This window comes from Kitasatospora sp. NRRL B-11411 (genome assembly GCF_000721345.1).
In the GTDB taxonomy this organism is placed as follows: domain Bacteria; phylum Actinomycetota; class Actinomycetes; order Streptomycetales; family Streptomycetaceae; genus Kitasatospora; species Kitasatospora cineracea.
Map to the genome: position 1 here is coordinate 1 of NZ_JOGH01000038.1, position 20,518 is coordinate 20,518.

A 20,518-nucleotide genomic window follows, 5' to 3' on the forward strand; every position below is an offset into this window, starting at 1 on the left:
GCCTCCCCCTCCACTTCCGCGGCCTCGCCCGCGCCTACGCCCGCGCCGTCCACGACCTCAACACCGACATGGCCGGCCAACCCGGCTGGCACCCCCTCCCCCGCCGCATGGAACCCCTCCGCCGCGCCGTCCAGCCCCGGCCCGACGACCCCACCGCCAGCCTGCCGACTCGAAACAGCGCGCTCCCCTCCCCTCCGGACACCTCACGGCCCTGGGAGTCGAGCCCTGCGGGCCGGAGGGAACCCGGCCATCGGACGCAACCACGATGACCGATCGGCGAAGTCGTCGAGGGCCGTGTGCCACAGCGGCCGGCCCTCGAACGCGAGGAGCGTGCCCGTAGCTGGCCGAGGTAGGTCGGCTCGGACAGCCCGGGAGCCAGCCGCGCAGCCGCCGTGGCCCCCGGCCCGCAGGAGGTCCAGCCGTGGTGGAGCGGGCCGCTCAGGGCAGTCGGCCGCCGTAGAACGGGCCGTAGTAGAGGGCGAGTTCGGCCCGCAGGTCGAGGTCGGTGTGCTGTTCGGCCCGCACCAGCGGCGGGGCGGCGCCGATCTCCTCCTTGGTGCGGTCGACCCGGACGGTGCGCCGTTCCAGGTCGACCTCACGGACCGTCACGGCGGGCAGCAGGACCCGGTGGTGGAAGATCCACGGGGCGGTGTCGACCACCAGGTACTGCGGCCCGAAGTCCTCGGCCATCCGGTCCACCTTGCCGATCGGCCCGTCCTCGGCCTCCACGTGGAACCCGACCAGGTCGGTCCCCACCCGGTGCCCGGACGCGTCCCGGTAGGTCCACAGGTCGACGTCGTGGCGCTGCTCGCTCATGCTCGTCCCTCCGTTCGGGCGGCCCCGGCGGGGCGGGCGTTCCACCCCGGCCGCTCGGGGCGGTTGCCCGGTGGCGGCCGGTCCATGCTGGTGGCCGACGGGCGGGAATCCGGTGGGCCGCGGCAGGCATCAGTGGCGGGCGGCGGGGCAAGCGGGTGGCGCGGCGACGTCGGGCCGCGCATCCCCGAGACGAGGAGGAACCATGTCGATCCTTTGGGCGATCATCGCCGGTCTGGTCATCGGTCTGCTGGCGAAGCTGGTCATCCCCGGCCGGCAGCCGATTCCGCTGTGGCTCACCGTCCTGCTGGGCATCGTCGGCGGGATCATCGGCAACTTCCTGGCAAGCGCGTTCGGCGTCGCGGACACCGACGGCGTCGACTGGATCCGGCACTTCTTCCAGATCGGCGCGGCCGCCGTGCTGATCATGCTGGTGACCCCGTTCTGGTCGCGCCGGCGCGTGTGACGCCGCGGCACCGGACGCCGCCCGCCCCCGCGTTCGGGGAGCACCGGGACGGCCCGCCCGCCGACGGACCAGGGGTGGCGGCACCGACCACCCCGTCGGGTCCGACCCGGGCGGCCGTCCCGGTGCTGTGCGCGGTGCCCGGGACGCTCTCGGGGGCGCTGCGCGGGACGGCCGGGCTGCCGGCGGACCCGCTGGTGCCGGAGGAGGACGCGGTCGAGGGGTTCGGCGCCCCCGGCGAGCCCCACCACCAGGCTGGGCCACCAGGGCCGGGCCCGGCTGCGCCACGGGGGCGAGGAGGGGCGGCTGTACGGCCGCGTCCACGACCAGGAGGAGTGGTTCCCGGACGACTTCCCGGCGGAGCCGGTCACCCGCCTGCCGCCGGGCCTCTTCTCCGCCGGGGGCCGGGGGCTACTCCACGGTGACGCTCTTGGCCAGGTTGCGCGGCTTGTCGACGTCCCGGCCGAGGGCCACCGCGGCGTGGTAGGCGAGGAGTTGGAGCGGGATGTTGAGCAGCAGCGGGTCGAGTTCGGGCTCGCTCTTGGGGACGACCAGGCAGTGGTCGGCGAGCTTGGCCTCGACCTGGCGGTGGGCGACGGCCAGCACCCGGCCCTCGCGGGCCTTGATCTCGCCGAGCGCGGTGAGGTTCTTGTCGAGCAGTTCGTCGTCGGGGACGAGGGCGACGGTCGGCAGCTCGGGGGAGATCAGCGCGAGCGGGCCGTGCTTGAGCTCGCTGGCCGGGTACGCCTCGGCGTGGACGTAGGAGATCTCCTTGAGCTTCTGCGCGCCCTCCCGGGCCACGGGGTAGCCGCGGACCCGGCCGATGAACATCATGCCCTGGCTGTCGGCGTACGCGGCGGCCAGCTTCTCGATCTCGGCCTGCTGCCCGAGCACCTCGCGGATCTGGTCGGGCAGCGCCTTGAGCCCGGCGACGATCCGGCGCCCGTCGGCGGGCGAGAGGTCGTGGATGCGGCCGAAGTGCAGGGCGAGCAGCGCGAAGGCGACCACGGTGGAGGTGAACGCCTTGGTGGAGGCGACCGAGATCTCCGGGCCGGCGTGCAGGTAGATGCCGCCGTCGCACTCGCGGGCGATCGCCGAGCCGACGGTGTTGACCACGCCGAGGACCCGGCCGCCCTTGCGCTTGACCTCCTGGACGGCGGCCAGCGTGTCGTAGGTCTCGCCGGACTGGCTGACCGCGACGTACAGGGTGTCGGCCTCGATGACGGGGTTGCGGTAGCGGAACTCGGAGGCGGGCTCGGAGTGGGCGGGGATCCGGGCCAGCTCCTCGATCAGCTGGGCGCCCATCTCGCCCGCGTAGTAGGCGGATCCGCAGCCGAGGATCTTCACCCGGCGGATCTCGCGCAGCTCCCGGGCGTCCAGGTTGAGGCCGCCGAGGTGCGCGGTGGCGAAGCGCTCGTCGAGCCGGCCGGAGAGGGTGCGCTCGACGGCGCCGGGCTGCTCGTGGATCTCCTTGAGCAGGTAGTGCGCGTAGCCGCCGGTGTCGTAGGAGCCGACCTCCCAGTCCACGGTGGAGGGCTGCCGGGTGACGGTGCGGGCGTCCTCGGTGAAGGTGCGGAAGCCGTCGGCGCGGACGGTGGCGAGCTCGCCGTCCTCCAGGTGGACGACCTGCCGGGTGTAGCGGACCAGGGCGGAGACGTCGGAGGCGGCGAACATCTCCTTCTCGCCGATGCCGAGCACGATCGGGCTGCCGTTGCGGGCCACCACGATCCGGTCGGGCTGCTCGGCGTCCAGCACCGCGATGCCGTAGGTGCCGACGACCAGCTTGAGGGCGGCGCGCACCGCGTCCTCCAGTTCGCCGCCCTCGGCGCGGTGGGCGGCGACCAGGTGGGCGAGGACCTCGGTGTCGGTCTCGGAGCGGAAGAGCGCGCCGTCGGCGGCGAGCTTGGCGCGCAGCTCGTCGGCGTTCTCGATGATGCCGTTGTGGACGACGGCGATCCGGCCCTCGTTGTCGGTGTGCGGGTGGGCGTTGGCGTCGGAGGGGACGCCGTGGGTGGCCCAGCGGGTGTGGCCGATGCCGACGGAGCCCTTGAAGCGGGCGGGCAGCGCGGCGGCCAGGTCGGCGACCCGGCCCTTGGTCTTGCAGACCCGCAGCCTGGCCGGGGCGGACTTGGTCGCGGGGGCGACCACCGCGACGCCCGCCGAGTCGTAGCCCCGGTACTCCAGCCGCTGGAGCCCCTCCAGCAGGATGGGGGACGCGTCCTTGGGGCCGATGTAGGCCACGATTCCGCACATGACGTGGGCTCCTGTCAGTCGTGAGAAGGCGGTGGGGCCGGTCCGTCAGCCGTAGACCATCCGCCGCAGCTGGCGCACCGTCAACTGCGGGGCGGCCACCCGGCGGGCGGCCAGCTCCCCGCCGAGGCGGGCGAAGATCCGGTCGTTGGTCAGCCCCCGGGCCTGGAGCTCACCGTGGCGGCGGCGGACGTACTCCTCGGTGGTCTCCGCGAAGTACGCCAGCACCTCCGCGACGACCCGCGCGGCCTCCCCCGGGGCCAGCGCAGTGGTCCTGGCGAGGTGGGCCAGCAGGTCCTCATGAGGGTGCGGTGAGGCAGGCACGGATCGGGAGCCTAGGCGTGAAGTGTCCATTTGCCAAAGATCCTGCCCGAATTCGGGCAGGATCACCAGCCATGACGGCGGTCGGGGCCGCGCGCGGGGGCGCCCCTATGATGTGGGCCGTTCGTTGAAGGACGGTGCGCGGACGGCACGCGGACGGTGTTCGGGTGATCGTGGGGGCCTTCCGATCCCGTCGGCGGTGTCCCTGCCCGGGTTTCCGGCGGTCACCCCGCAGGATGGGCCGTGTACTGTCCGTGTCGATCACAGGGGGAACGTCCGTCATGCAACCGCGCGTGTTCGCCGTCGTCACCGCCGTCCTGCTGGCCGTCCTCGGCCTCGGGTCGGTCATGGTGACCGACTGGACGCCGAAGTCCGCCACCGCGGCCGCCGCGGCCGACCCCGGCGGCCCGCGCCCCGGCGCCGCGCCGGACGCCGCCGCGTCCCCCTCCCCCACCGGCGACCCGGCGGTGTGGACCCGCTCCACCCTGCGCAACAAGCTGATGACCGAGATGGCCGCCACCGACCCGGGGGTGGCGCTCGCCGACCTGGACAAGATCTCCAAGGACAAGCCGTACACGGTGCGGTTCTGCCACCCGATCGCGCACGAGCTCGGGCACGCCGCCGTGGAGCGCTACCACCAGGACTTCCAGAAGGTGATCTCCTTCCCGCACGAGACCTGCGCGGCGGGCTACCTGCACGGCGCGGTCGAGGAGATGCTCGCCAACTCCAAGGACCCGCAGAGCGACATCCTCACCCTGTGCGCCCCGGCCAACACCGGCCCGTGCATCCACGGCGTCGGCCACGGCATCATGTTCGTCACCAAGCAGGACATCCCGGCCGCCCGCGCGCTGTGCGACAAGTTCCCCAGCCAGAGCCGCCGGATCACCTGCTCCGAGGGCGTCTTCATGCAGCTGTTCGCACCCGACGAGGAGGACGAGAAGGCCAAGGCCAACCTCCCCGCCGACAAGCTCGCCGCCGAACCGCTCTACCCGTGCCCGGAGCAGCCCGCCCTCTACCAGTCGGCCTGCTTCTTCTACGCGCCGACCTTCTTCCTCTCCTCGCACGACTACGCCAACCACCCCGAGGCGTTCGCCCAGGCCCTCCAGTGGTGCCTGAACGGGCAGGCCAGTGGAGGCGCCGAGGACTGCTCGCGGGGCGCCGGCTCGCGCACCATGAAGTACAACCTGGACCGCCCCGACTGGGCCGCCCAGCAGTGCGCCACCCCCAAGGACGGCTGGCAGCGCAAGGCCTGCACCCAGGGCCTGGTCAGCTACTACACCGTCAACGACACCACCGCGGGCGCCGCCGGCCGCCTGTGCGCCCAGATCAGCAACAAGGAGATCCAGGGCTACTGCCGCTCGGCCGGCGGCCTGTCCAGCACCCTGGACTGACCCCCGGCCCTCCCGCGGGCGGGCGGCGGTCCGACCCCGCCCACCTGCGCATACGATGCCCGGTGTGAACGACGACTTCCGCGGGGCCGCACGGGCGGCCGCAGACCTGGTGGCCGACTACCTCGACGCGGTGCCCGACCGCCCGGTGTGGCAGCCGATGGACCCGGCGGAGCGGGCCGCGCTGCTCGACCTCCCGCTGCCCGAGCACGGCACCGACCTGGCCGGGCTGCTGGAGGCCGTCGAGCAGCGGATCATGCCGCACCCGATGGGCAACGGGAGCCCGCGCTTCTTCGGCTGGGTGAACTCCGCCCCGCAGCCCGCCGGGGTGCTCGCCACCCTGGCCGCGAGCGCGATGAACCCCAGCTCGGCCGGCGGCGACCACGCCGACGTGCACCTGGAGCGCGCCGTGGTGCGCTGGATCGCCGAACTGGTCGGCTTCCCGCACCCGCCCGGCGGCGGCATCCTCACCTCCGGCACCTCGATGGCCACCATCGTCTGCCTGGCCGCGGCCCGCGGCCGGGCCGCCCGCAAGGCCGGCTGGGACGTCCGCGAGGACGGCCTGGCCGGGATGCCGCCGCTGGTCGGCTACGTCACCGGCGAGGCGCACAGCTGCGTGCGCAAGGCCGCCGAACTGCTCGGCCTGGGCTCCAGGCACCTGCGCACCGTCGCCTCCGACGCCGACGGCCACCTCGTGCTGGACGCGCTGGCGGCCGCGATCGCCGAGGACCGGGCGGCCGGGCGGCTGCCGTTCCTGGTGGTCGCCTCCGCGGGCACCGTCGGCACCGGCGCCGTCGACCCGTTCGAACCGATCGCGGACCTGGCCGAGCGCGAGGGCCTGTGGTTCCACGTCGACGGCGCCTACGGCGCGTTCGGCGTCCTGGACCCGGCGATCGCGCACCGCTACGCGGGCATGGACCGGGCCGACTCGCTGGCCCTGGACCCGCACAAGTGGCTGGGCGTGCCGGTCGACTGCGGCTGCGCGCTGGTGCGCGACGCCGAGGAGCTGCGCGGCACCTTCAGCCTCGTCCCCTCCTACCTGCGCGACGACGCGGCCGGCGACCTCGGCTGGTTCTCCGAGTACGGCACCGAGCAGACCCGCCCGTTCCGCTCGCTGAAGGTCTGGGCGTCCATCGCCCACCGCGGCCGCGCCGGCGTCGCCCGGGACGTCGCGCACTGCACCGCGCAGGCCCGGCAGCTGGGCCAATGGATCGAGCAGGACCCGGAGTTGGAGCTCGTCGCACCCGTCGAGACCTCCATCGTCGCCTTCCGCCACCGCCCGGCCGGGCTCGACGAGGCGGGCCTGCAGAAGCTCAACTCGCTGCTCCCGGTGGCCGTCCAGCAGCGCGGGGAGGTCTTCGTCACCGGCGCGGTGTACCGCGGCCGGGAGGTGCTCCGGGCCTGCCTGCTGAACGCCGCCACCACCGAGGCGGACCTGCGGCTGCTGCTGGACGAGGTGAAGTCCGCCGGAGCGGAACTCCTGGACCGGTGCCGTACGTCCAACTGATCGCGGGCGCGGATCAGCGCCGATCCGACGGGGGCCCGCGGAGACATTTACCGTCAGGTCACGGGGGATTCGTGATCGTGAAACAGCGGAGCGCCACCATGCAGGCATGGACACCATGGCGTACACCCAGCACAGAGTCACCGACGACAAGCAGCAGCGGCGGCGGAGCCGGGGGCACCGCTGGCGCAAGGAGACGGTCGAGCTCGCGGCGGTCTTCGCCGCCGTCGCGGCCGCCGACCTGGTCGCCAACGTCGTCGTGCACGGCCACGACGGGCCGGTGCTGCTGGCCGCCTCCGCAGCGGCCATGCTCGCCACCGCGCTGTTCCGCGGCTGGCTCGCCCACCGGCACCCGACCGGGCCGCCCGGGGCCACCGCCCCGCCGGGAGCGGACGCACCGCCGGGCGGCGGCGCGATGAACGCACCGGAGGAGCCGACCGCCCTGTGGCGGCTGCGCACCAGCGTCTCCGACGCCCCCGGCAGCCTGGCCCGGGTGTGCACGGCACTGGCCGGCCTGCGGGTCAACATCGTCTCCATGCAGGCCCACCCGCTGCCCGACTGCACCGTCGACGAGTTCATCCTCCGCACCCCGGCCGCGCTGCCCCGCACCGAGCTCGCCGCGGCCGTCGCCGCCGCCGGCGGCTGGGACATCTGGACCGACCGGGCCGACGCCCACGAACTCGTCGACGTCCCCCGCCAGGTCCTCGCCCTGGCCACCCGCACCGCCCTGGACGCCGCCGAACTCCCGGTCGCCCTGCGCCAGTTGTTCGGCCGCGCGACGATCCGGCAGTACCCCGGCCGCGGCGACGACACCCCGGCCGGCCTGGCCGGGCACCTGATGCGGCTGCCGCTGCCCGGCGGCGACCTGCTCGAACTCTCCCGCCCGCACCTGCCGTTCACGCCCACCGAGTTCGCCCGGGCCCGCGCCCTGGTCGAGCTGGACACCGTCCTCGGCCCGCGCGTCCCGGCCGTCGCCGCCCGGATCAGCCACCAGGACGACGAGCTCACCGTCCGCCGGGCCACCCCCGGGGACAAGCCCGCCGCGCTGGCCATGCACGCCCGCTGCTCCGCGGAGTCGCTGCGCCGCCGCTACCACGGCCCGGTCAAGGACGCCGACCGCTACCTCGACCACCTGCTCGACCCCCGGCACGGCCAGACCCTGGCCGTGGAGACCGCGCACGGCCGCCTGGTCGCCCTGGCCCACCTGATGTGGGACGACGAGGGCGCCGAGATCGCCCTGCTGGTCGAGGACGCCTGGCAGCGCCGCGGCCTGGGCGTCGACCTGGTGCGCCGGATGGCCGCGCTCGCCCTGGAGGCGGGCGTGCGCACCGTCTACGCCGTCACCACCTCGGCCAACACCGGCCTGATCTCCACCATGCGCCGGCTCCGCGCCCCGCTCGACTACCAGGTCGAGGACGGCACCCTGGTGATCACCGCCCACCTCGCCGAGGCCGCCGAGAAGCTCCCCGCCCCCTGGCCCGCCCGCTGAACCGCTCCGCCCGGGAGGGCCGCTCGCGCTGCCGAAGGGCTGAGCCGGGCACCGAAGGTTGTCGCCCCTGCTCAAGTGTGCGGGCGGGAGTCGGTAGGCTGAGCCCGTCCCCGCCGCCCGCGGGCCGTCGAACGGCCAGGGCGGTGCCGCAGCAAGGAGGAACCCCTGAGCATGCCAGGCACCGATTCGGAAGCCGCGCGCGACGCCTCGCTGCCCGCCCGCGCAAAGATCGCTGTGACGGCCGGCAAGATGGCCGCCGCGCTGTCCCAGAAGGCCGGGCGCGGCAGTGGCTCGGTGATCGGCGGCAAGGTCGCGCTCAAGCTCGACCCGGACCTGCTGGCGACCCTCGCCGAGCACCTGGAGGTGGTCCTGGTCAGCGCCACCAACGGCAAGACCACCACCACCCGGCTGATCGCCGAGGCGCTGCGGGCGGCCGGCCCGGTGGTCTCCAACGCGCTGGGCGCGAACATGCCCGCCGGCATCACCGGCGCGCTGGCCGGCGGCACCGGCGCCCGGTTCGGCGTCATCGAGGTGGACGAGAAGTACCTGCCGATGGTCGCCCGGGACACCCGGCCGAAGGCCATAGCGCTGCTGAACCTCTCCCGCGACCAGCTGGACCGCGCCGCCGAGACCCGGATGATGGCCGAGAAGTGGCGCGAGGGGCTCAAGGACACCGACGCGGTGATCATCGCCAACGCGGACGACCCGCTGGTGACCTGGGCCGCCTCGTCCTGCAAGAAGGTGGTCTGGGTGGCCGCCGGGCAGGCGTGGAAGGAGGACGCCTGGTCGTGCCCGTCCTGCGGCGGCGTGATGCAGCGCCCGGGCGACGACTGGTTCTGCGGCGAGTGCGGCTTCCGCCGCCCGAACCCGCACTGGGCGCTCCAGGGCACCCACGTGATCGACCCGCACCGCGGCGCCTGGCCGATCCAGCTCCAGCTGCCGGGCCGCGCCAACCTGGCGAACGCCACCAGCTCGGCCGCCGTCGCGGCGGTCTTCGGGGTGGCCCCGCAGGTCGCGCTGCAGCGGATGCAGTCGGTGGCCGCGGTGGCCGGCCGCTACGACGTGGTGCAGTACCGCGGCCGGGACATCCGGCTGCTGCTGGCGAAGAACCCGGCCGGCTGGCTGGAGACCTTCTCGCTGATCGACGGCCCGCCCGCGCCGGTGGTCCTGTCGGTGAACGCGATGGACGCCGACGGCACCGACACCTCCTGGCTGTGGGACGTCGACTACGAGCGCCTGGCCGGGCACCCGATCTACGTGATGGGCCAGCGCAAGCTCGACCTCGCGGTCCGCCTGGAGGTCGCCGACCTGCAGTTCGAGGTGGTCGACTCGCTCGCCCAGGCGGTGGACGCCGCCCCGGGCGGCCGGATCGAGGCCATCGCCAACTACACCGCCTTCCAGCAGCTGCGCAAGGCCGTGGTGTCCTGATGAGCGATCAGTACTACGGCGGACAGCAGCAGTTCGGCGACCAGGGCGGCTACGGACAGCAGCAGCCCTACGGCGGGCAGCCGTCCTACGAGCAGCAGCAGTACGACCCGCAGCAGCAACAGCAGCAGTACGGCCAGTACGAGCAGCAGCAGGCGTACGGCGAGCCGCAGCAGCACCAGCAGTACGGCGGGGACGCTCCGCAGCAGCCCGCGCCCCAGCAGCAGTTCGGGAGGTCTTCGAGGATGAGCGAGAGCAGCCTTCGGGTGGTCTGGGTGTACCCGGACCTGCTGTCGACGTACGGCGACCGCGGCAACGCGCTGGTGGTGGAGCGGCGGGCCCGGCAGCGCGGCCTCGGGGTGCAGCGGATCGACGTGCGCTCCGACCAGTCGGTGCCGACCAGCGGCGACATCTACCTGATCGGCGGCGGCGAGGACCGTCCGCAGCGCCTGGCCGCGGAGCGGCTGCGCAACGACGGCGGGCTGGTCCGGGCGGCCGAGAACGGCGCGATCATCTTCTCGGTCTGCGCGGGCTTCCAGATCCTGGGCCACGAGTTCGTCAACGACCTCGGCGAGCGCGAGGCGGGCCTGGGCCTGCTGGACGTGTGGACGGTCCGCGGCGAGGGCGCGCGCTGCGTGGGCGACGTGCTGGCGGACGTCAGCCCGCAGCTCAACCTGCCGCAGCTGACCGGCTTCGAGAACCACCAGGGCGTCACCCACCTCGGCGAGGGCGTCAGCCCGTTCGCCACCGTGCAGGTCGGCCGGGGCAACGGCACCGGCGACGGCACCGAGGGCGCCTGGCGCGACACCGTGTTCGGCACCTACCTGCACGGCCCGGTGATGGCCCGCAACCCCGCCGTCGCCGACATGCTGATCAAGCTGGCGCTGGACGTGAACGCGCTGCCGCCGGCCGACACCACCTGGTACGACGCGCTGCGCGCGGAGCGGATCGCCGCGGCCCGCCCCGCGTAGCGCCGGAGCGGCCCCGCTGCGCGTTCATCCACGCGTAAGCCGAGGTCACGACGGTGGACGGCTGACCGCCATGTGGTCAGCCTTCCCGTCGCGGGACAACTTCATAGGAGAATAGGAGAGCCCGGGCGCAACACCCTCCTCGGCGGTCGGGTCGCAGTTACGTGTGGTGCGTCGAGGAAGCCGCCCCCGCGTCGGTTTCGGCTCGGCCGGACGCAGGAACCGTATGCTGTGCAGCAGGTCAGTTTCGGGCGACATGTCCGATTCCCACCCACCAGTCCGGCCGTCCGATCCTGCTCGGGAGTTGGCAAAGCAATGCGTATTGGTGTCCTGACCAGCGGCGGTGACTGCCCCGGCCTGAACGCCGTCATCCGTTCCGTGGTCCACCGGGGGGTGGTCGACCACGGCGACGAGATCATCGGCTTCGAGGACGGCTGGCGCGGTCTTCTGGAGGGCGTGCACCGTCCGCTGACGCTCGACTCGGTGAGCGGCATCCTCGCCCAGGGCGGCACGATCCTCGGCTCCTCCCGGGTGCAGCCCAGCCACCTGCGCGACGGCGTGGAGCGCGCCAAGCAGCACTGTGCGGACCTTGGCATCGACGCGGTCATCCCGATCGGCGGCGAGGGCACCCTGAAGGCCGCGAAGCTGATGAGCGACGCGGGCCTGCCGGTCGTCGGCGTGCCGAAGACCATCGACAACGACATCGCCTGCACCGACGTCACCTTCGGCTTCGACACCGCCGTCTCGGTGGCCACCGAGGCGCTCGACCGGCTGAAGACCACCGCCGAGTCGCACCAGCGCGTCATGGTCGTCGAGGTGATGGGCCGGCACACCGGCTGGATCGCGCTGAACGCGGGCATGGCGGCCGGTGCGCACGCCATCATCGTGCCGGAGCGCCCGTTCCACATCGACAAGCTGACCGAGGTCGTGCGCGAGCGCTTCGACCGGCAGAAGAAGTTCGCCATCGTGGTCTGCGCCGAGGGCGCCAAGCCCGAACCCGGCACCATGCCGTGGGAGGAGGGCACCAAGGACATGTACGGCCACGAGCGGTTCACCGGCATCGCCACCCAGCTCTCCCGCGAGCTGGAGCACCGCCTCGGCAAGGAGGCCCGACCGGTCATCCTCGGCCACACCCAGCGCGGCGGCACCCCCACCGCGTACGACCGCGTCCTGGCCACCCGCTTCGGCTGGCACGCCGTCGAGGCCGCCCACAAGGGCGCCTTCGGCCACATCACCGCGCTGCAGGGCACCGAGATCAAGCTGGTGCCGCTGGGCGAGGCCGTCGCCGAGCTGAAGACCGTCCCGGCCGAGCGCTACAAGGAGGCCGAGACCGTCGTCTGACGGCCCCTCGCCCCGCCCCGGGGGCGCGTCGCGGCCCGCCCGCCCGCGCCCCCGGCGATAGCCTCGGCGCATGGAGATCCTCGCGTACGGCGTCCAAGCAGACGAGCAGCCCCTCCTGGAGAAGGCCTTCGCCGGCCGGCACGCCCTGCGGACCCTGGCCGTGTTCCTCAACCGCGACACCGCACCCCTCGCCGCCGGCTACCCCGCCGTCAGCACCAGCGTCAACGCCGAACTCGACGCCGGCACCCTCGCCGTCCTCGCCGCCGGCGGCACGGAGCTGATCGCCCAGCGCTCCACCGGCTTCAACAACATCGACCTCGACGCCGCCGCCGAACTCGGCCTCACCGTCGCCCGGGTCTCCCACTACAGCCCCTACGCGGTCGCCGAACACGCCTGGGCCCTCGCCCTCGCCGTCAACCGCCGGCTCACCCGCGCCGCCAACCGCTCCCGCGAGTTCGACTTCCGCCTCGACGGCCTCCTCGGCCGCGACATCCACGGCATGACCGTCGGCGTCATCGGCACCGGCAAGATCGGCGAGTGCTTCGCCCGGATCGCCGCCGGCTTCGGCACCCGCCTGCTCGGCTGGGACATCGCCGAGAACCCGGCCTGCCTCGACCTCGGCATGACCTACACCGAACTGCCCGAACTCCTCTCCCAGGCCGACCTGATCAGCCTCCACGTCCCCCTCCTCCCCAGCACCCACCACCTGATCGACACCGCCGCCCTCGCCCGGATGAAGGACGACGCGATCCTCGTCAACTCCAGCCGCGGCGGCCTCGTCGACAGCGCCGCCCTCGTCGAGACCCTGCGCGCCGGCCGCCTCTCCGGCGTCGGCCTCGACGTCTACGAGGAGGAGACCGGCGTCTTCTTCACCGACCAGTCCATCCAGGGCATCACCGACGACACCCTCGCCCGCCTCGTCACCTTCCCCCAGGTCCTGGTCACCTCCCACCAGGCCTACTACACCCGCACCGCCGTCGGCCAGATCATCGACACCACCGCCCGCAACATCGACGACTACGCGGCGGGGCGCACCAACGAGAACACCCTGGTGCCGAAGGGCTGACGCCCCGGCGGGACTTCCGGTGCCGGCGGAGAACCCGCGCGGACGGCCCCGCATACTGGAGACCCGCACGCCGGCCGGACCCAGGAGCACCGTGGCCACGCACGCCGAACTGACCGAACTCTTCGGAACCGAAGGGATCGTGACCGTCCCGCGGGCCGAGGCGGCTGCCAACGGCGTGCCCGAGGCGGACGCCCGGGTGCTCGCCGAGGTCGGGCTGCCGGCCGAGCTCAGCGTCGTCTTCAGCCTGGCCGCCCCGGGAGGGCCCGAGGCGTTCACCCTCGTGCCGGTGGACACCGGCGACAGCGTCGTCAAGGTGCTGTGCCTCGGCGGCCCCACCGGCAACCGCGAGATGCGCTACTGCCTCGACCTCGAGGACGGCTACGTCATCCTGCTCACCCTCGGGGACCAGCCGGGCGCCGAGATCGTCAACACCACGCTGGACGACTTCGTCGAGTTCCTGTACCGGTTCGGGCTGCGCTTCGGGCACGTCGGCGCGGTCGGCGACCGGCAGGCCGACGAGTACACCGAGCAGCTCCGCGCGTACCTCGAAGCCCGCGACCCGCAGGCGTTCGCCGAGGAGGACTGCTGGTGGAGCATGGTCTTCGACCGTCTGCTGGGCAAGGAGTTCTGACCGGGACGCTCCCGCCGCCGGGGGCGCCCGGCGGGGCGCGGTAAGCGGCGCTTAGGCTGGGGGCCGAACGAAACCGGTCCAAAGCGGACCGGGCCACACCGGGTCGGGTCGGGCTGCCGCGCGTGCGGCGGGCCGGGCGGCATGGACGAAAGCGGGGCCGCCCGATGGGCGACGGCATGGCGGGGATGCACCACCACGGAGGGGGACCACTTCCCCCCTTCTCCTTCTCCCGTGCGCTGGAGTGGTCGCCGGACTGGCCCTACCTGGTGTTCTGCCTGCTGGCCCTCGGCCTGTACCTGGCGGGGGCGGTCCGGTTGTGGCGGCGCGGCGACAAGTGGCCGGTCGGCCGGGTGGTCGCCTGGACGGCCGGGGTCGGCACGGTGCTGCTGGTCACCAACACCGGGCTGAACGACTACGGCATGGTGCTGTTCAGCGCGCACATGATGCAGCACATGGTGCTGTCCATGCTGTCGCCGATCCTGCTGCTGCTCGGCGCCCCGATCACGCTGTCGCTGCGCGCCCTGCGCCCGGCCCGCAAGGGCAGCGGCAAGGGGCCGCGCGAGCTGCTGGTGGCCCTGCTGCACTCGACCTACGTGCGGATCGTCTCGCACCCGGCGTTCACCATCCCGGCGTTCATCGCCAGCCTGTACGTGCTGTACTTCACGCCGCTGTTCGACTTCCTGATGCAGTACCGGATCGGGCACCTGGCGATGATGCTGCACTTCCTGGCCGTCGGCCTGCTGTTCTTCTGGCCGATCATGGGCGTCGACCCGGGCCCGCACCGCCCCGGCTTCGTGATGCGGATCATCGAGCTGTTCATGGGGATGCCGTTCCACGCGTTCTTCGGCGTCGCGGTGATGATGGCCTCCGGGCAGCTGGTGTCCACCTTCACCTCCGAGATGGCGCCGCTGGGCACCAACCTGCACGACGACCAGCAGTTGGCGGGCGGCATCACCTGGGCGTTCGGCGAGATCCCGACCGCGATCGTGCTGATCGCGCTGACCCTGCAGTGGGCCAAGTCCGAGGAGCGGCAGGCCCGCCGCCGGGACCGGGCCGCCGACCGGGACGGCGACGCCGAGCTGGAGGCGTACAACCGGTACCTGGCCTCGCTGGAGCGGGGCGCCAACCGCGCCGCCGGCTGAGCCCCTCGCGGCGGCAGCGCACCGCACCGCCCGGAACGGGACTTCCCGTTCCGGGCGGTTCGCGTTTGCGGGGGCCGTCAGCCGATGCCCTGGCGGTCGGGGGTCAGCGCGAACAGGCGGTTGTCCTCGTCGCGGACGGCGGCGGCGACGGCCCGTTCCAGGAGCGCGCGTTGGAGCAGCAGCGGGGCGCGGCGGGGTTCGGGGGTGATCCGCAGCAGGTCGTCGAGGGCGGCGGTGAGGCGGCGGGTGACCTGGGGCTGGCCGGCGCCGCAGATCCGGATCTCGGTGAACGCCAGGTCGACGGTGGCCTCCCAGCCCGGCACCGGCTGGACCAGCCGCACCGCGCCGTCCTTGTCGCGGTGGCGCAGCTCGCCGAGGTGGACGGGGGCGAGGACGGCCAGCAGCTGGTGGATCCGGTCGACGGCCTGGACGGCGGTGGTGGGGTCGTTGACGGCCGGGGAGAGCGCCCGGATGGCGATGTCGACGAGCTGGCGGAAGCCGAAGCTGAGGTCCTGGTGCATGGTGCGGTCGACGCCGACGTTCAGCGCGGTGGTGATCCGGCGCGGCCGGGGCGGGGTGCCGCCGACCACGACCACGGTGGGGGTGCCGGGGGCGATGAAGTCGCCGATCCGGGGCACCTGGTGCAGCACCGTGCCGTGCCGCCGGGCGACCCGGATCAGCCACCGGATGTTGACGTCCCGCAGGACGCCGCCGCGGCCCTCGTGCAGCAGGGTCGGGCCCTGCGGCGGCGTGCCGGGCGCAGGGCCGACCTCGGGGGCCAGCCAGCGGTAGTCCTGCAGCACCTGGAGGGACTCCCGGGTGACCCGGTCGATCACGTGCGGCACCCGCAGCAGGCGCAGCGTCGCCTGCACGTACAGCACGAACAGCGCCAGGCTGAGCATCACCATGGCGAGCGCGACGACCGTGGAGACGATCGGGACGGAGACGGCGCGGGACGGGTCGGCGGTGTCGTCGTAGCCGAGCTGGACGAGCAGGGTGTAGACGAAGGTGGCCAGGCAGGTGGCGAAGGTCGCCTTGATCAGGCGGCTGCGCACGTACAGGCGCAGCACCCGGGGGCTGAACTGGCTGGCGGCCATCTGCAGCGAGACCAGCGAGATCGAGAACACCACGCCGATGAAGGTCAGCATCGCCGAGCTGACGGTGGAGACCACGCTCTTGGCGGCCGAGCTGAACGACAGCAGGGTGTCGGCGGTCTGGGCGGCGGACGCCTCGGCGAAGATCTCCCGGTCCAGCAGGTCGGTGAGCCCGGCCAGCAGCACCGCGCCGAGGCAGGTCAGCAGCGGGGCGAACCAGAACGCCTCGCGCAGGTGCTCCCGCAGGGGCGACAGCGCCCGGTACCGCGGCCGGCGCTTCGGGCTGTGCTGCTCGCTCATCGGGCCAGGCTAGCCGGGCGGGGCGGGGGTGGCCGGGAAGGACGCGGCGGCGGTGACCTGGACGGACGCGGGGTGTGGGCGGCGTGTGGGAGGGGTGCGGGGCGCGGGCGGCGTGCGGGGCGCGGGAGGGGTGTGGTGATCCGCGGCGGGGTAGGTCGGACGGGAGTGGGCGGCGGTGGGCCGCCCGGGCGGAGGGAGCGGGCGTGGACGCCGAACTGCGGAAGGCCGTCACCGGGCTGGAGGAGTCGCGGGCCAGGCTCCGGGAGGAGTCGCTCGCGCCGTTGCGGGCCCGCCGGGAGGACGTTCCGGCGGCGGACGAGCACCTGTTGCTGGGGGCGATCGCCGCGGTGGTGGAGTCCGTGCAGGAGCTGACCGGGGCCGCCGGCGAGCGCCGTACCACCCCCGACACCGGGCTGGCCCTGACCAACGCCTCCCGCCGGCTGGCCGACACCGCCGGCCTGCTGCGCGAGGCCGAGCTCCGGGCGCGGCAGAACGCCTGACCCGGGGTCGGCGGGCGGTCGGGCGACGGGCGGTCGGGCGCCGGGCCGGGTCGCTGCTTCCCGCTGCGGCCGCGACTGCTACGTTTAGCGCTAAACACGGCTCGGGAGCGGCAGGAGGCAACCCATGGCCGAACCGGCGGACGGCGCAGCGGGCGGCGGCCCGGACGGCGGCGCGGGCGGGCCCGGGCCCGGGGAGCGGTCGGCGGCGGCGATCGCGGCGGCGTGGCAGCGCGAGCGGCCGGGCACGCCGACCGACTCGATCGAGATCGTCACCCCGATCTGGCGGCTGGCCAAGCTCTTCGCGGACGACCGCAACCGGGTGCTGCGGGCGGCCGGGATCGACGCCGCCACCCTCGACCTGCTGGCGGTGCTGCGCCGCTCCGGCGCGCCGTACGCGCTGACGACCCGTGAGCTGACCCGGCGCACCCTGGTCACCGCGGGGGCGATCTCGCAGCGGGTGGCCCGGGCCGAGCGCGAGGGGCTGGTGCGCCGTTCCCCCGACCCGGCCGGTGCCCGGGCGGTGCTGGTCGCGCTCACCCCGGAGGGGCACGCCCTGGTCGAGCGGTCGGTGGACGCCGTGCTGGGCCGGGAGGCCGAGTTGGTCACCGGCCTGTCCCCCGCCGAGCGCGACCGCCTCGCCGCCCTGCTCGACCGGCTGCTCACCGACCTGCACGGGCGGATCGGCCCCGCTGACTAGTGCCGCGCAGGCCCCGGTCCCACCGGCTGGACCCCGATCCTCGTCCGACCGTCCGGGTCCCCTCGGTTCCCAGGGGGCGGCCGGCCCGTTCTCAGCTGCCGGTCAGATTCTCACTCGTTTCTCATCCACCGCGCCTAGCCTCCCCGCATGAACGTCTCCCTGCTCGACGGCTGGTTCCCCTGGACGGTCCAGGCCGCCGCCCTCGCCCTGTTCCTGACCGCGGTGGGCCTGCGGGACCGGGTCTGGCGGCGCAAGTGGGGTCCGATCGCGCTCGGCACGGCGCTGGCGGTCACCGCGGCCGGCGCCGTCGCCGTGCTCTCGCTGTCCGGGATCACCGACCCGGTCCCGTTCGGGGTGTGGCTGTGGGGCGGGGTGGCGGTCGGGGCGTTCTCGGTGCTCGGCTTCGGCTGGCGCAGCGCCCGGTGGTGGCGGCGGGTGCTGGTGCTGCCGGTCGCGCTGCTGGCGCTGTTCTGCGCCGCGAACAGCGTGAACATGGCCACCGGCTACTACCCGACGGTCGACGACGCGATCGGCGAGCTCAGCGGCCGGCCGCTGCCGGACCAGATCACCGTGGCGGACCTCGCCAAGATCCACGGCAGGACCCGGACCGGGCGCATCGTCCAGGTCGACATCCCGGACACCGCGAGCGGCTTCGCCCACCGCCAGGAGCTGGTCTACCTGCCGCCCGCCTGGTTCCGCAGCCAGGCCCGGCCCAAGCTGCCGGTGCTGGAGATGATCGGCGGCGAGTTCGCCGCGCCCGACAACTGGATCCGCTCCGGCAACGCCGTGAAGACCGCCGACGCCTTCGCCGCCCAGCACAACGGCTTCGCCCCGATCCTGGTCTTCGTGGACGCCACCGGCGGTTTCCGGGTGGACACCGAATGCGTGGACGGCCCGCACGGGAACGCGGAGAGCCACCTGCTCAAGGACGTCCCGCCGTACATCGAGAAGACCTTCAACGCGTCCGCCGACCCGCACAAGTGGGGCGTGGCCGGCTGGTCCATGGGCGGCACCTGCGCCGTCGACCTGGTCGTCGAACACCCCACCCGCTTCACCCACTTCGGCGACTTCTCCGGCGACAAGGGCCCGTACATCGGCGACAAGGACCACACCATCCAGGAGCTGTACGGCGGCAACGCGGCCGCCTGGGCCGCCCACGACCCGCTGACCGTGCTCGGCGCCCACCACGGCAAGTACCAGGGCGTCTCCGGCTACTTCGGCCAGGGCGACGAGGAGCACGGCCAGATCGAGTCCGCCAAGCTGCTGAAGACCGCCGCCGAGAAGGACGGCATCCGCACCACCGACACGGTCGGCTCCGGCAAGCACACCTGGCAGACCGGCGCCACCACCTTCACCCAGGCCCTCCCCTGGCTCGCCGCCCAACTCGGCGTCCCGGGCACCCGCGCCTGACCGGCCGCCGACCGGCGGGAAGCGCGCGGCCGTCGCCCGGCCGTTGCCGCCCCGTCCCTGTGACGCCCCCTTCCCGTCACCTCGACTGACGCTCCGTCAGGCATTGAAGCCAACGGTGGTGATGCGCACGGAAGTTCGAGCATGACCAAGACTGGAAGGAAACTTTACTTTCTACTACTCTCACTGACGGCGGCTCGGCGCGGCGCCCGCACCGGATGGGGCGTGACGCGCTCAGTGAGAGCTCTGGTCCGGCCGCTGCGGTGGTGTGCGGTCACTGCTTCTCCGGTGCGGCCCGTCCGTGGTGTGCGCCGGTGTCCAGCTCTCCCCCTCTTCCAGGTCAGGGAGTTCAGATGCACCAGGGAATCACGGCCGGGCGGGCCCGGATCGGTGTGTACGCCGCCGTGCTCGCGTTGTTGGGCGGGTTGTTGCTCGGCTGGTCCGGGCGGGCGGGGGCGGCGGCCGATCCGCTGCTCTCCAAGGGGCGGGCGGCCACCGCGTCCTCCACCGAGGGGTCCTCGTACGCCGCGGCGAAGGCGTTCGACGGCAGCGGCAGCACCCGGTGGGCCAGTGCGGAGGGCAAGGACCCGCAGTGGCTGCAGGTCGACCTCGGCGCGAGCGCCGACGTCTCGCGGATCAAGCTGAGTTGGGAGGCCGCCTACGCCAGGGCCTACCGGCTGGAGGTCTCCGCCGACGGCGCCGCCTGGAGTCCCGTCGCCACCGAGAAGGCCGGCGACGGCGGCACCGACGAGTTCACCGGCCTGTCCGGCAAGGGCCGCTACGTCCGGATGTACGGCACCGCCCGCGGCACCTCGTACGGGTACTCGCTGTACGAGATGGAGGTCTACGGGGCGTTCGACGGCTCCACGCCGAGCCCCTCCCCGAGCCCCTCGCCCAGCGGCGGCACGCCGGGCACCGGCGCGTTCACCGTGGTCGCGGCCGGCGACATCGCCGACCGGTGCACCGCCGCCGACAGCGGCTGCGCCCACCCGAAGACCGCCGCGCTCGCCCAGCGGATCGACCCGGCGTTCTACCTCACCATGGGCGACAGCCAGTACGACGACGCCCGGCTGTCGGACTTCAAGAACTACTACGACAAGACCTGGGGCGCCTTCAAGGCCAAGACCCACCCCGTCCCCGGCAACCACGAGACCTACGACCCGGCCGGCCCGCTGTCCGGCTACAAGTCCTACTTCGGCGCGATCGCCTACCCGCAGGGCAAGAGCTACTACAGCTACGACCGGGGGAACTGGCACTTCGTCGCGCTGGACTCCAACTCCTTCGACCAGAGCGCCCAGATCGACTGGCTGAAGGCCGACCTCGCCGCCAACGCGAAGAAGTGCGTCGCCGCCTACTGGCACCACCCGCTCTACTCCTCCGGCGGCCACGGCAACGACCCGGTCTCCAAGCCGGTCTGGAAGATCCTCTACGCCGCCGGGGCCGACCTGGTCCTCAACGGCCACGACCACCACTACGAGCGCTTCGCCCCGCAGGACCCGGACGGGAAGGCCACCGCCGACGGCATGGTCGAGATCGTCGGCGGCACGGGCGGCGCCGAGCCCTACCCGATCGAGCAGGTCCAGCCCAACAGCCAGAAGCGGATCAGCGGCGACTACGGCGTCCTGAAGCTCGACTTCACCGACACCGGCTACAGCTGGACCTACGTCGGCACCGACGGCCAGGTCAAGGACACCAGCCCGACCTACAGCTGCCACTGAT

General features: G+C 73.4%; 18 protein-coding genes. 14 read left to right on the top strand and 4 right to left on the bottom strand.

Annotated features, from left to right (window positions below; translation table 11 throughout):
• Positions 1 to 438: 438 nt before the first annotated feature.
• On the bottom strand, positions 439 to 816 hold the full coding sequence (locus IH44_RS0118865; protein WP_030460781.1) for a PRC-barrel domain-containing protein: 378 nt from the start codon (positions 814 to 816) through the stop codon (positions 439 to 441).
• Between the two features lie 202 nt (positions 817 to 1,018).
• On the opposite strand from IH44_RS0118865, the gene IH44_RS0118870 reads away from it, so the two are divergent.
• Positions 1,019 to 1,279, top strand: coding sequence for a GlsB/YeaQ/YmgE family stress response membrane protein (locus IH44_RS0118870; protein WP_030460782.1), 261 nt, complete (start codon positions 1,019 to 1,021; stop codon positions 1,277 to 1,279).
• A gap of 408 nt (positions 1,280 to 1,687) precedes the next feature.
• Here IH44_RS0118870 and glmS read toward each other — a convergent pair whose 3' ends face one another.
• Both glmS and IH44_RS0118880 read right to left on the bottom strand, forming a co-directional pair.
• The gene (glmS, locus tag IH44_RS0118875; RefSeq protein ID WP_030460783.1) at positions 1,688 to 3,529 is read right to left on the bottom strand and encodes a glutamine--fructose-6-phosphate transaminase (isomerizing); all 1,842 of its coding nucleotides are present in this window, start codon (positions 3,527 to 3,529) and stop codon (positions 1,688 to 1,690) included.
• A gap of 45 nt (positions 3,530 to 3,574) precedes the next feature.
• Entirely contained in the window at positions 3,575 to 3,880 is a 306-nt protein-coding gene (locus tag IH44_RS0118880; protein WP_051817055.1) for a hypothetical protein, read from the bottom strand.
• 248 nt (positions 3,881 to 4,128) lie between these two features.
• Here IH44_RS0118880 and IH44_RS0118885 point away from each other — a divergent pair, with 248 nt between their 5' ends.
• The 9 genes from IH44_RS0118885 (at position 4,129) to IH44_RS0118925 (ending at position 14,801) form a co-directional block, all read left to right on the top strand.
• Positions 4,129 to 5,238, top strand: coding sequence for a hypothetical protein (locus IH44_RS0118885; protein WP_030460785.1), 1,110 nt, complete (start codon positions 4,129 to 4,131; stop codon positions 5,236 to 5,238).
• Between the two features lie 55 nt (positions 5,239 to 5,293).
• Positions 5,294 to 6,742 (top strand): pyridoxal-dependent decarboxylase, encoded by a 1,449-nt coding sequence (locus tag IH44_RS0118890; RefSeq protein WP_051817056.1) that lies wholly within the window; start codon positions 5,294 to 5,296, stop codon positions 6,740 to 6,742.
• Between the two features lie 106 nt (positions 6,743 to 6,848).
• Positions 6,849 to 8,228, top strand: a complete 1,380-nt coding sequence (locus IH44_RS0118895) for a GNAT family N-acetyltransferase (protein ID WP_030460787.1) — start codon at positions 6,849 to 6,851, stop codon at positions 8,226 to 8,228.
• A gap of 171 nt (positions 8,229 to 8,399) precedes the next feature.
• Positions 8,400 to 9,656: a MurT ligase domain-containing protein gene (locus IH44_RS0118900; protein WP_051817057.1), complete on the top strand. Its 1,257-nt coding sequence runs from the start codon at positions 8,400 to 8,402 to the stop codon at positions 9,654 to 9,656.
• 242 nt (positions 9,657 to 9,898) lie between these two features.
• The gene (locus IH44_RS0118905; protein WP_030460789.1) at positions 9,899 to 10,624 is read left to right on the top strand and encodes a type 1 glutamine amidotransferase; all 726 of its coding nucleotides are present in this window, start codon (positions 9,899 to 9,901) and stop codon (positions 10,622 to 10,624) included.
• 312 nt (positions 10,625 to 10,936) lie between these two features.
• Positions 10,937 to 11,962, top strand: a complete 1,026-nt coding sequence (locus IH44_RS0118910; protein ID WP_030460790.1) for a 6-phosphofructokinase — start codon at positions 10,937 to 10,939, stop codon at positions 11,960 to 11,962.
• 70 nt (positions 11,963 to 12,032) lie between these two features.
• Complete coding sequence (locus IH44_RS0118915) at positions 12,033 to 13,028, top strand: 2-hydroxyacid dehydrogenase (RefSeq protein ID WP_030460791.1); 996 nt, start codon at positions 12,033 to 12,035, stop codon at positions 13,026 to 13,028.
• 91 nt (positions 13,029 to 13,119) lie between these two features.
• Positions 13,120 to 13,659 (top strand): SUKH-4 family immunity protein, encoded by a 540-nt coding sequence (locus IH44_RS0118920; RefSeq protein ID WP_030460792.1) that lies wholly within the window; start codon positions 13,120 to 13,122, stop codon positions 13,657 to 13,659.
• A 185-nt stretch (positions 13,660 to 13,844) separates the two neighbouring features.
• Positions 13,845 to 14,801: a cytochrome c oxidase assembly protein gene (locus IH44_RS0118925; protein WP_030460793.1), complete on the top strand. Its 957-nt coding sequence runs from the start codon at positions 13,845 to 13,847 to the stop codon at positions 14,799 to 14,801.
• Between the two features lie 77 nt (positions 14,802 to 14,878).
• Here IH44_RS0118925 and IH44_RS0118930 read toward each other — a convergent pair whose 3' ends face one another.
• Positions 14,879 to 16,195, bottom strand: coding sequence for a DUF2254 domain-containing protein (locus tag IH44_RS0118930; protein WP_030460794.1), 1,317 nt, complete (start codon positions 16,193 to 16,195; stop codon positions 14,879 to 14,881).
• Positions 16,196 to 16,398: 203 nt separating this feature from the next.
• Here IH44_RS0118930 and IH44_RS0118935 point away from each other — a divergent pair, with 203 nt between their 5' ends.
• From IH44_RS0118935 to IH44_RS0118950, 4 genes are all read left to right on the top strand, one after another.
• Positions 16,399 to 16,695: a hypothetical protein gene (locus IH44_RS0118935; protein WP_030460795.1), complete on the top strand. Its 297-nt coding sequence runs from the start codon at positions 16,399 to 16,401 to the stop codon at positions 16,693 to 16,695.
• 124 nt (positions 16,696 to 16,819) lie between these two features.
• The gene (locus IH44_RS0118940) at positions 16,820 to 17,392 is read left to right on the top strand and encodes a MarR family winged helix-turn-helix transcriptional regulator (RefSeq protein WP_030460796.1); all 573 of its coding nucleotides are present in this window, start codon (positions 16,820 to 16,822) and stop codon (positions 17,390 to 17,392) included.
• A gap of 147 nt (positions 17,393 to 17,539) precedes the next feature.
• Positions 17,540 to 18,802 (top strand): alpha/beta hydrolase family protein, encoded by a 1,263-nt coding sequence (locus IH44_RS0118945; RefSeq protein ID WP_030460797.1) that lies wholly within the window; start codon positions 17,540 to 17,542, stop codon positions 18,800 to 18,802.
• 350 nt (positions 18,803 to 19,152) lie between these two features.
• Positions 19,153 to 20,517: a discoidin domain-containing protein gene (locus IH44_RS0118950; protein ID WP_051817058.1), complete on the top strand. Its 1,365-nt coding sequence runs from the start codon at positions 19,153 to 19,155 to the stop codon at positions 20,515 to 20,517.
• The last annotated feature ends 1 nt before the right edge of the window (position 20,518 follow it).

Coding starts and splice junctions, on each gene's coding strand:
- IH44_RS0118865 (WP_030460781.1), bottom strand. CDS start 816: ATGAGCGAGCAGCGCCACGACGTCGACCTGTGGACCTACCGGGACGCG.
- IH44_RS0118870 (WP_030460782.1), top strand. CDS start 1,019: ATGTCGATCCTTTGGGCGATCATCGCCGGTCTGGTCATCGGTCTGCTG.
- glmS (WP_030460783.1), bottom strand. CDS start 3,529: ATGTGCGGAATCGTGGCCTACATCGGCCCCAAGGACGCGTCCCCCATC.
- IH44_RS0118880 (WP_051817055.1), bottom strand. CDS start 3,880: ATGGACACTTCACGCCTAGGCTCCCGATCCGTGCCTGCCTCACCGCAC.
- IH44_RS0118885 (WP_030460785.1), top strand. CDS start 4,129: ATGCAACCGCGCGTGTTCGCCGTCGTCACCGCCGTCCTGCTGGCCGTC.
- IH44_RS0118890 (WP_051817056.1), top strand. CDS start 5,294: ATGCCCGGTGTGAACGACGACTTCCGCGGGGCCGCACGGGCGGCCGCA.
- IH44_RS0118895 (WP_030460787.1), top strand. CDS start 6,849: ATGGACACCATGGCGTACACCCAGCACAGAGTCACCGACGACAAGCAG.
- IH44_RS0118900 (WP_051817057.1), top strand. CDS start 8,400: ATGCCAGGCACCGATTCGGAAGCCGCGCGCGACGCCTCGCTGCCCGCC.
- IH44_RS0118905 (WP_030460789.1), top strand. CDS start 9,899: ATGAGCGAGAGCAGCCTTCGGGTGGTCTGGGTGTACCCGGACCTGCTG.
- IH44_RS0118910 (WP_030460790.1), top strand. CDS start 10,937: ATGCGTATTGGTGTCCTGACCAGCGGCGGTGACTGCCCCGGCCTGAAC.
- IH44_RS0118915 (WP_030460791.1), top strand. CDS start 12,033: ATGGAGATCCTCGCGTACGGCGTCCAAGCAGACGAGCAGCCCCTCCTG.
- IH44_RS0118925 (WP_030460793.1), top strand. CDS start 13,845: ATGCACCACCACGGAGGGGGACCACTTCCCCCCTTCTCCTTCTCCCGT.
- IH44_RS0118930 (WP_030460794.1), bottom strand. CDS start 16,195: ATGAGCGAGCAGCACAGCCCGAAGCGCCGGCCGCGGTACCGGGCGCTG.
- IH44_RS0118940 (WP_030460796.1), top strand. CDS start 16,820: ATGGCCGAACCGGCGGACGGCGCAGCGGGCGGCGGCCCGGACGGCGGC.
- IH44_RS0118945 (WP_030460797.1), top strand. CDS start 17,540: ATGAACGTCTCCCTGCTCGACGGCTGGTTCCCCTGGACGGTCCAGGCC.
- IH44_RS0118950 (WP_051817058.1), top strand. CDS start 19,153: ATGCACCAGGGAATCACGGCCGGGCGGGCCCGGATCGGTGTGTACGCC.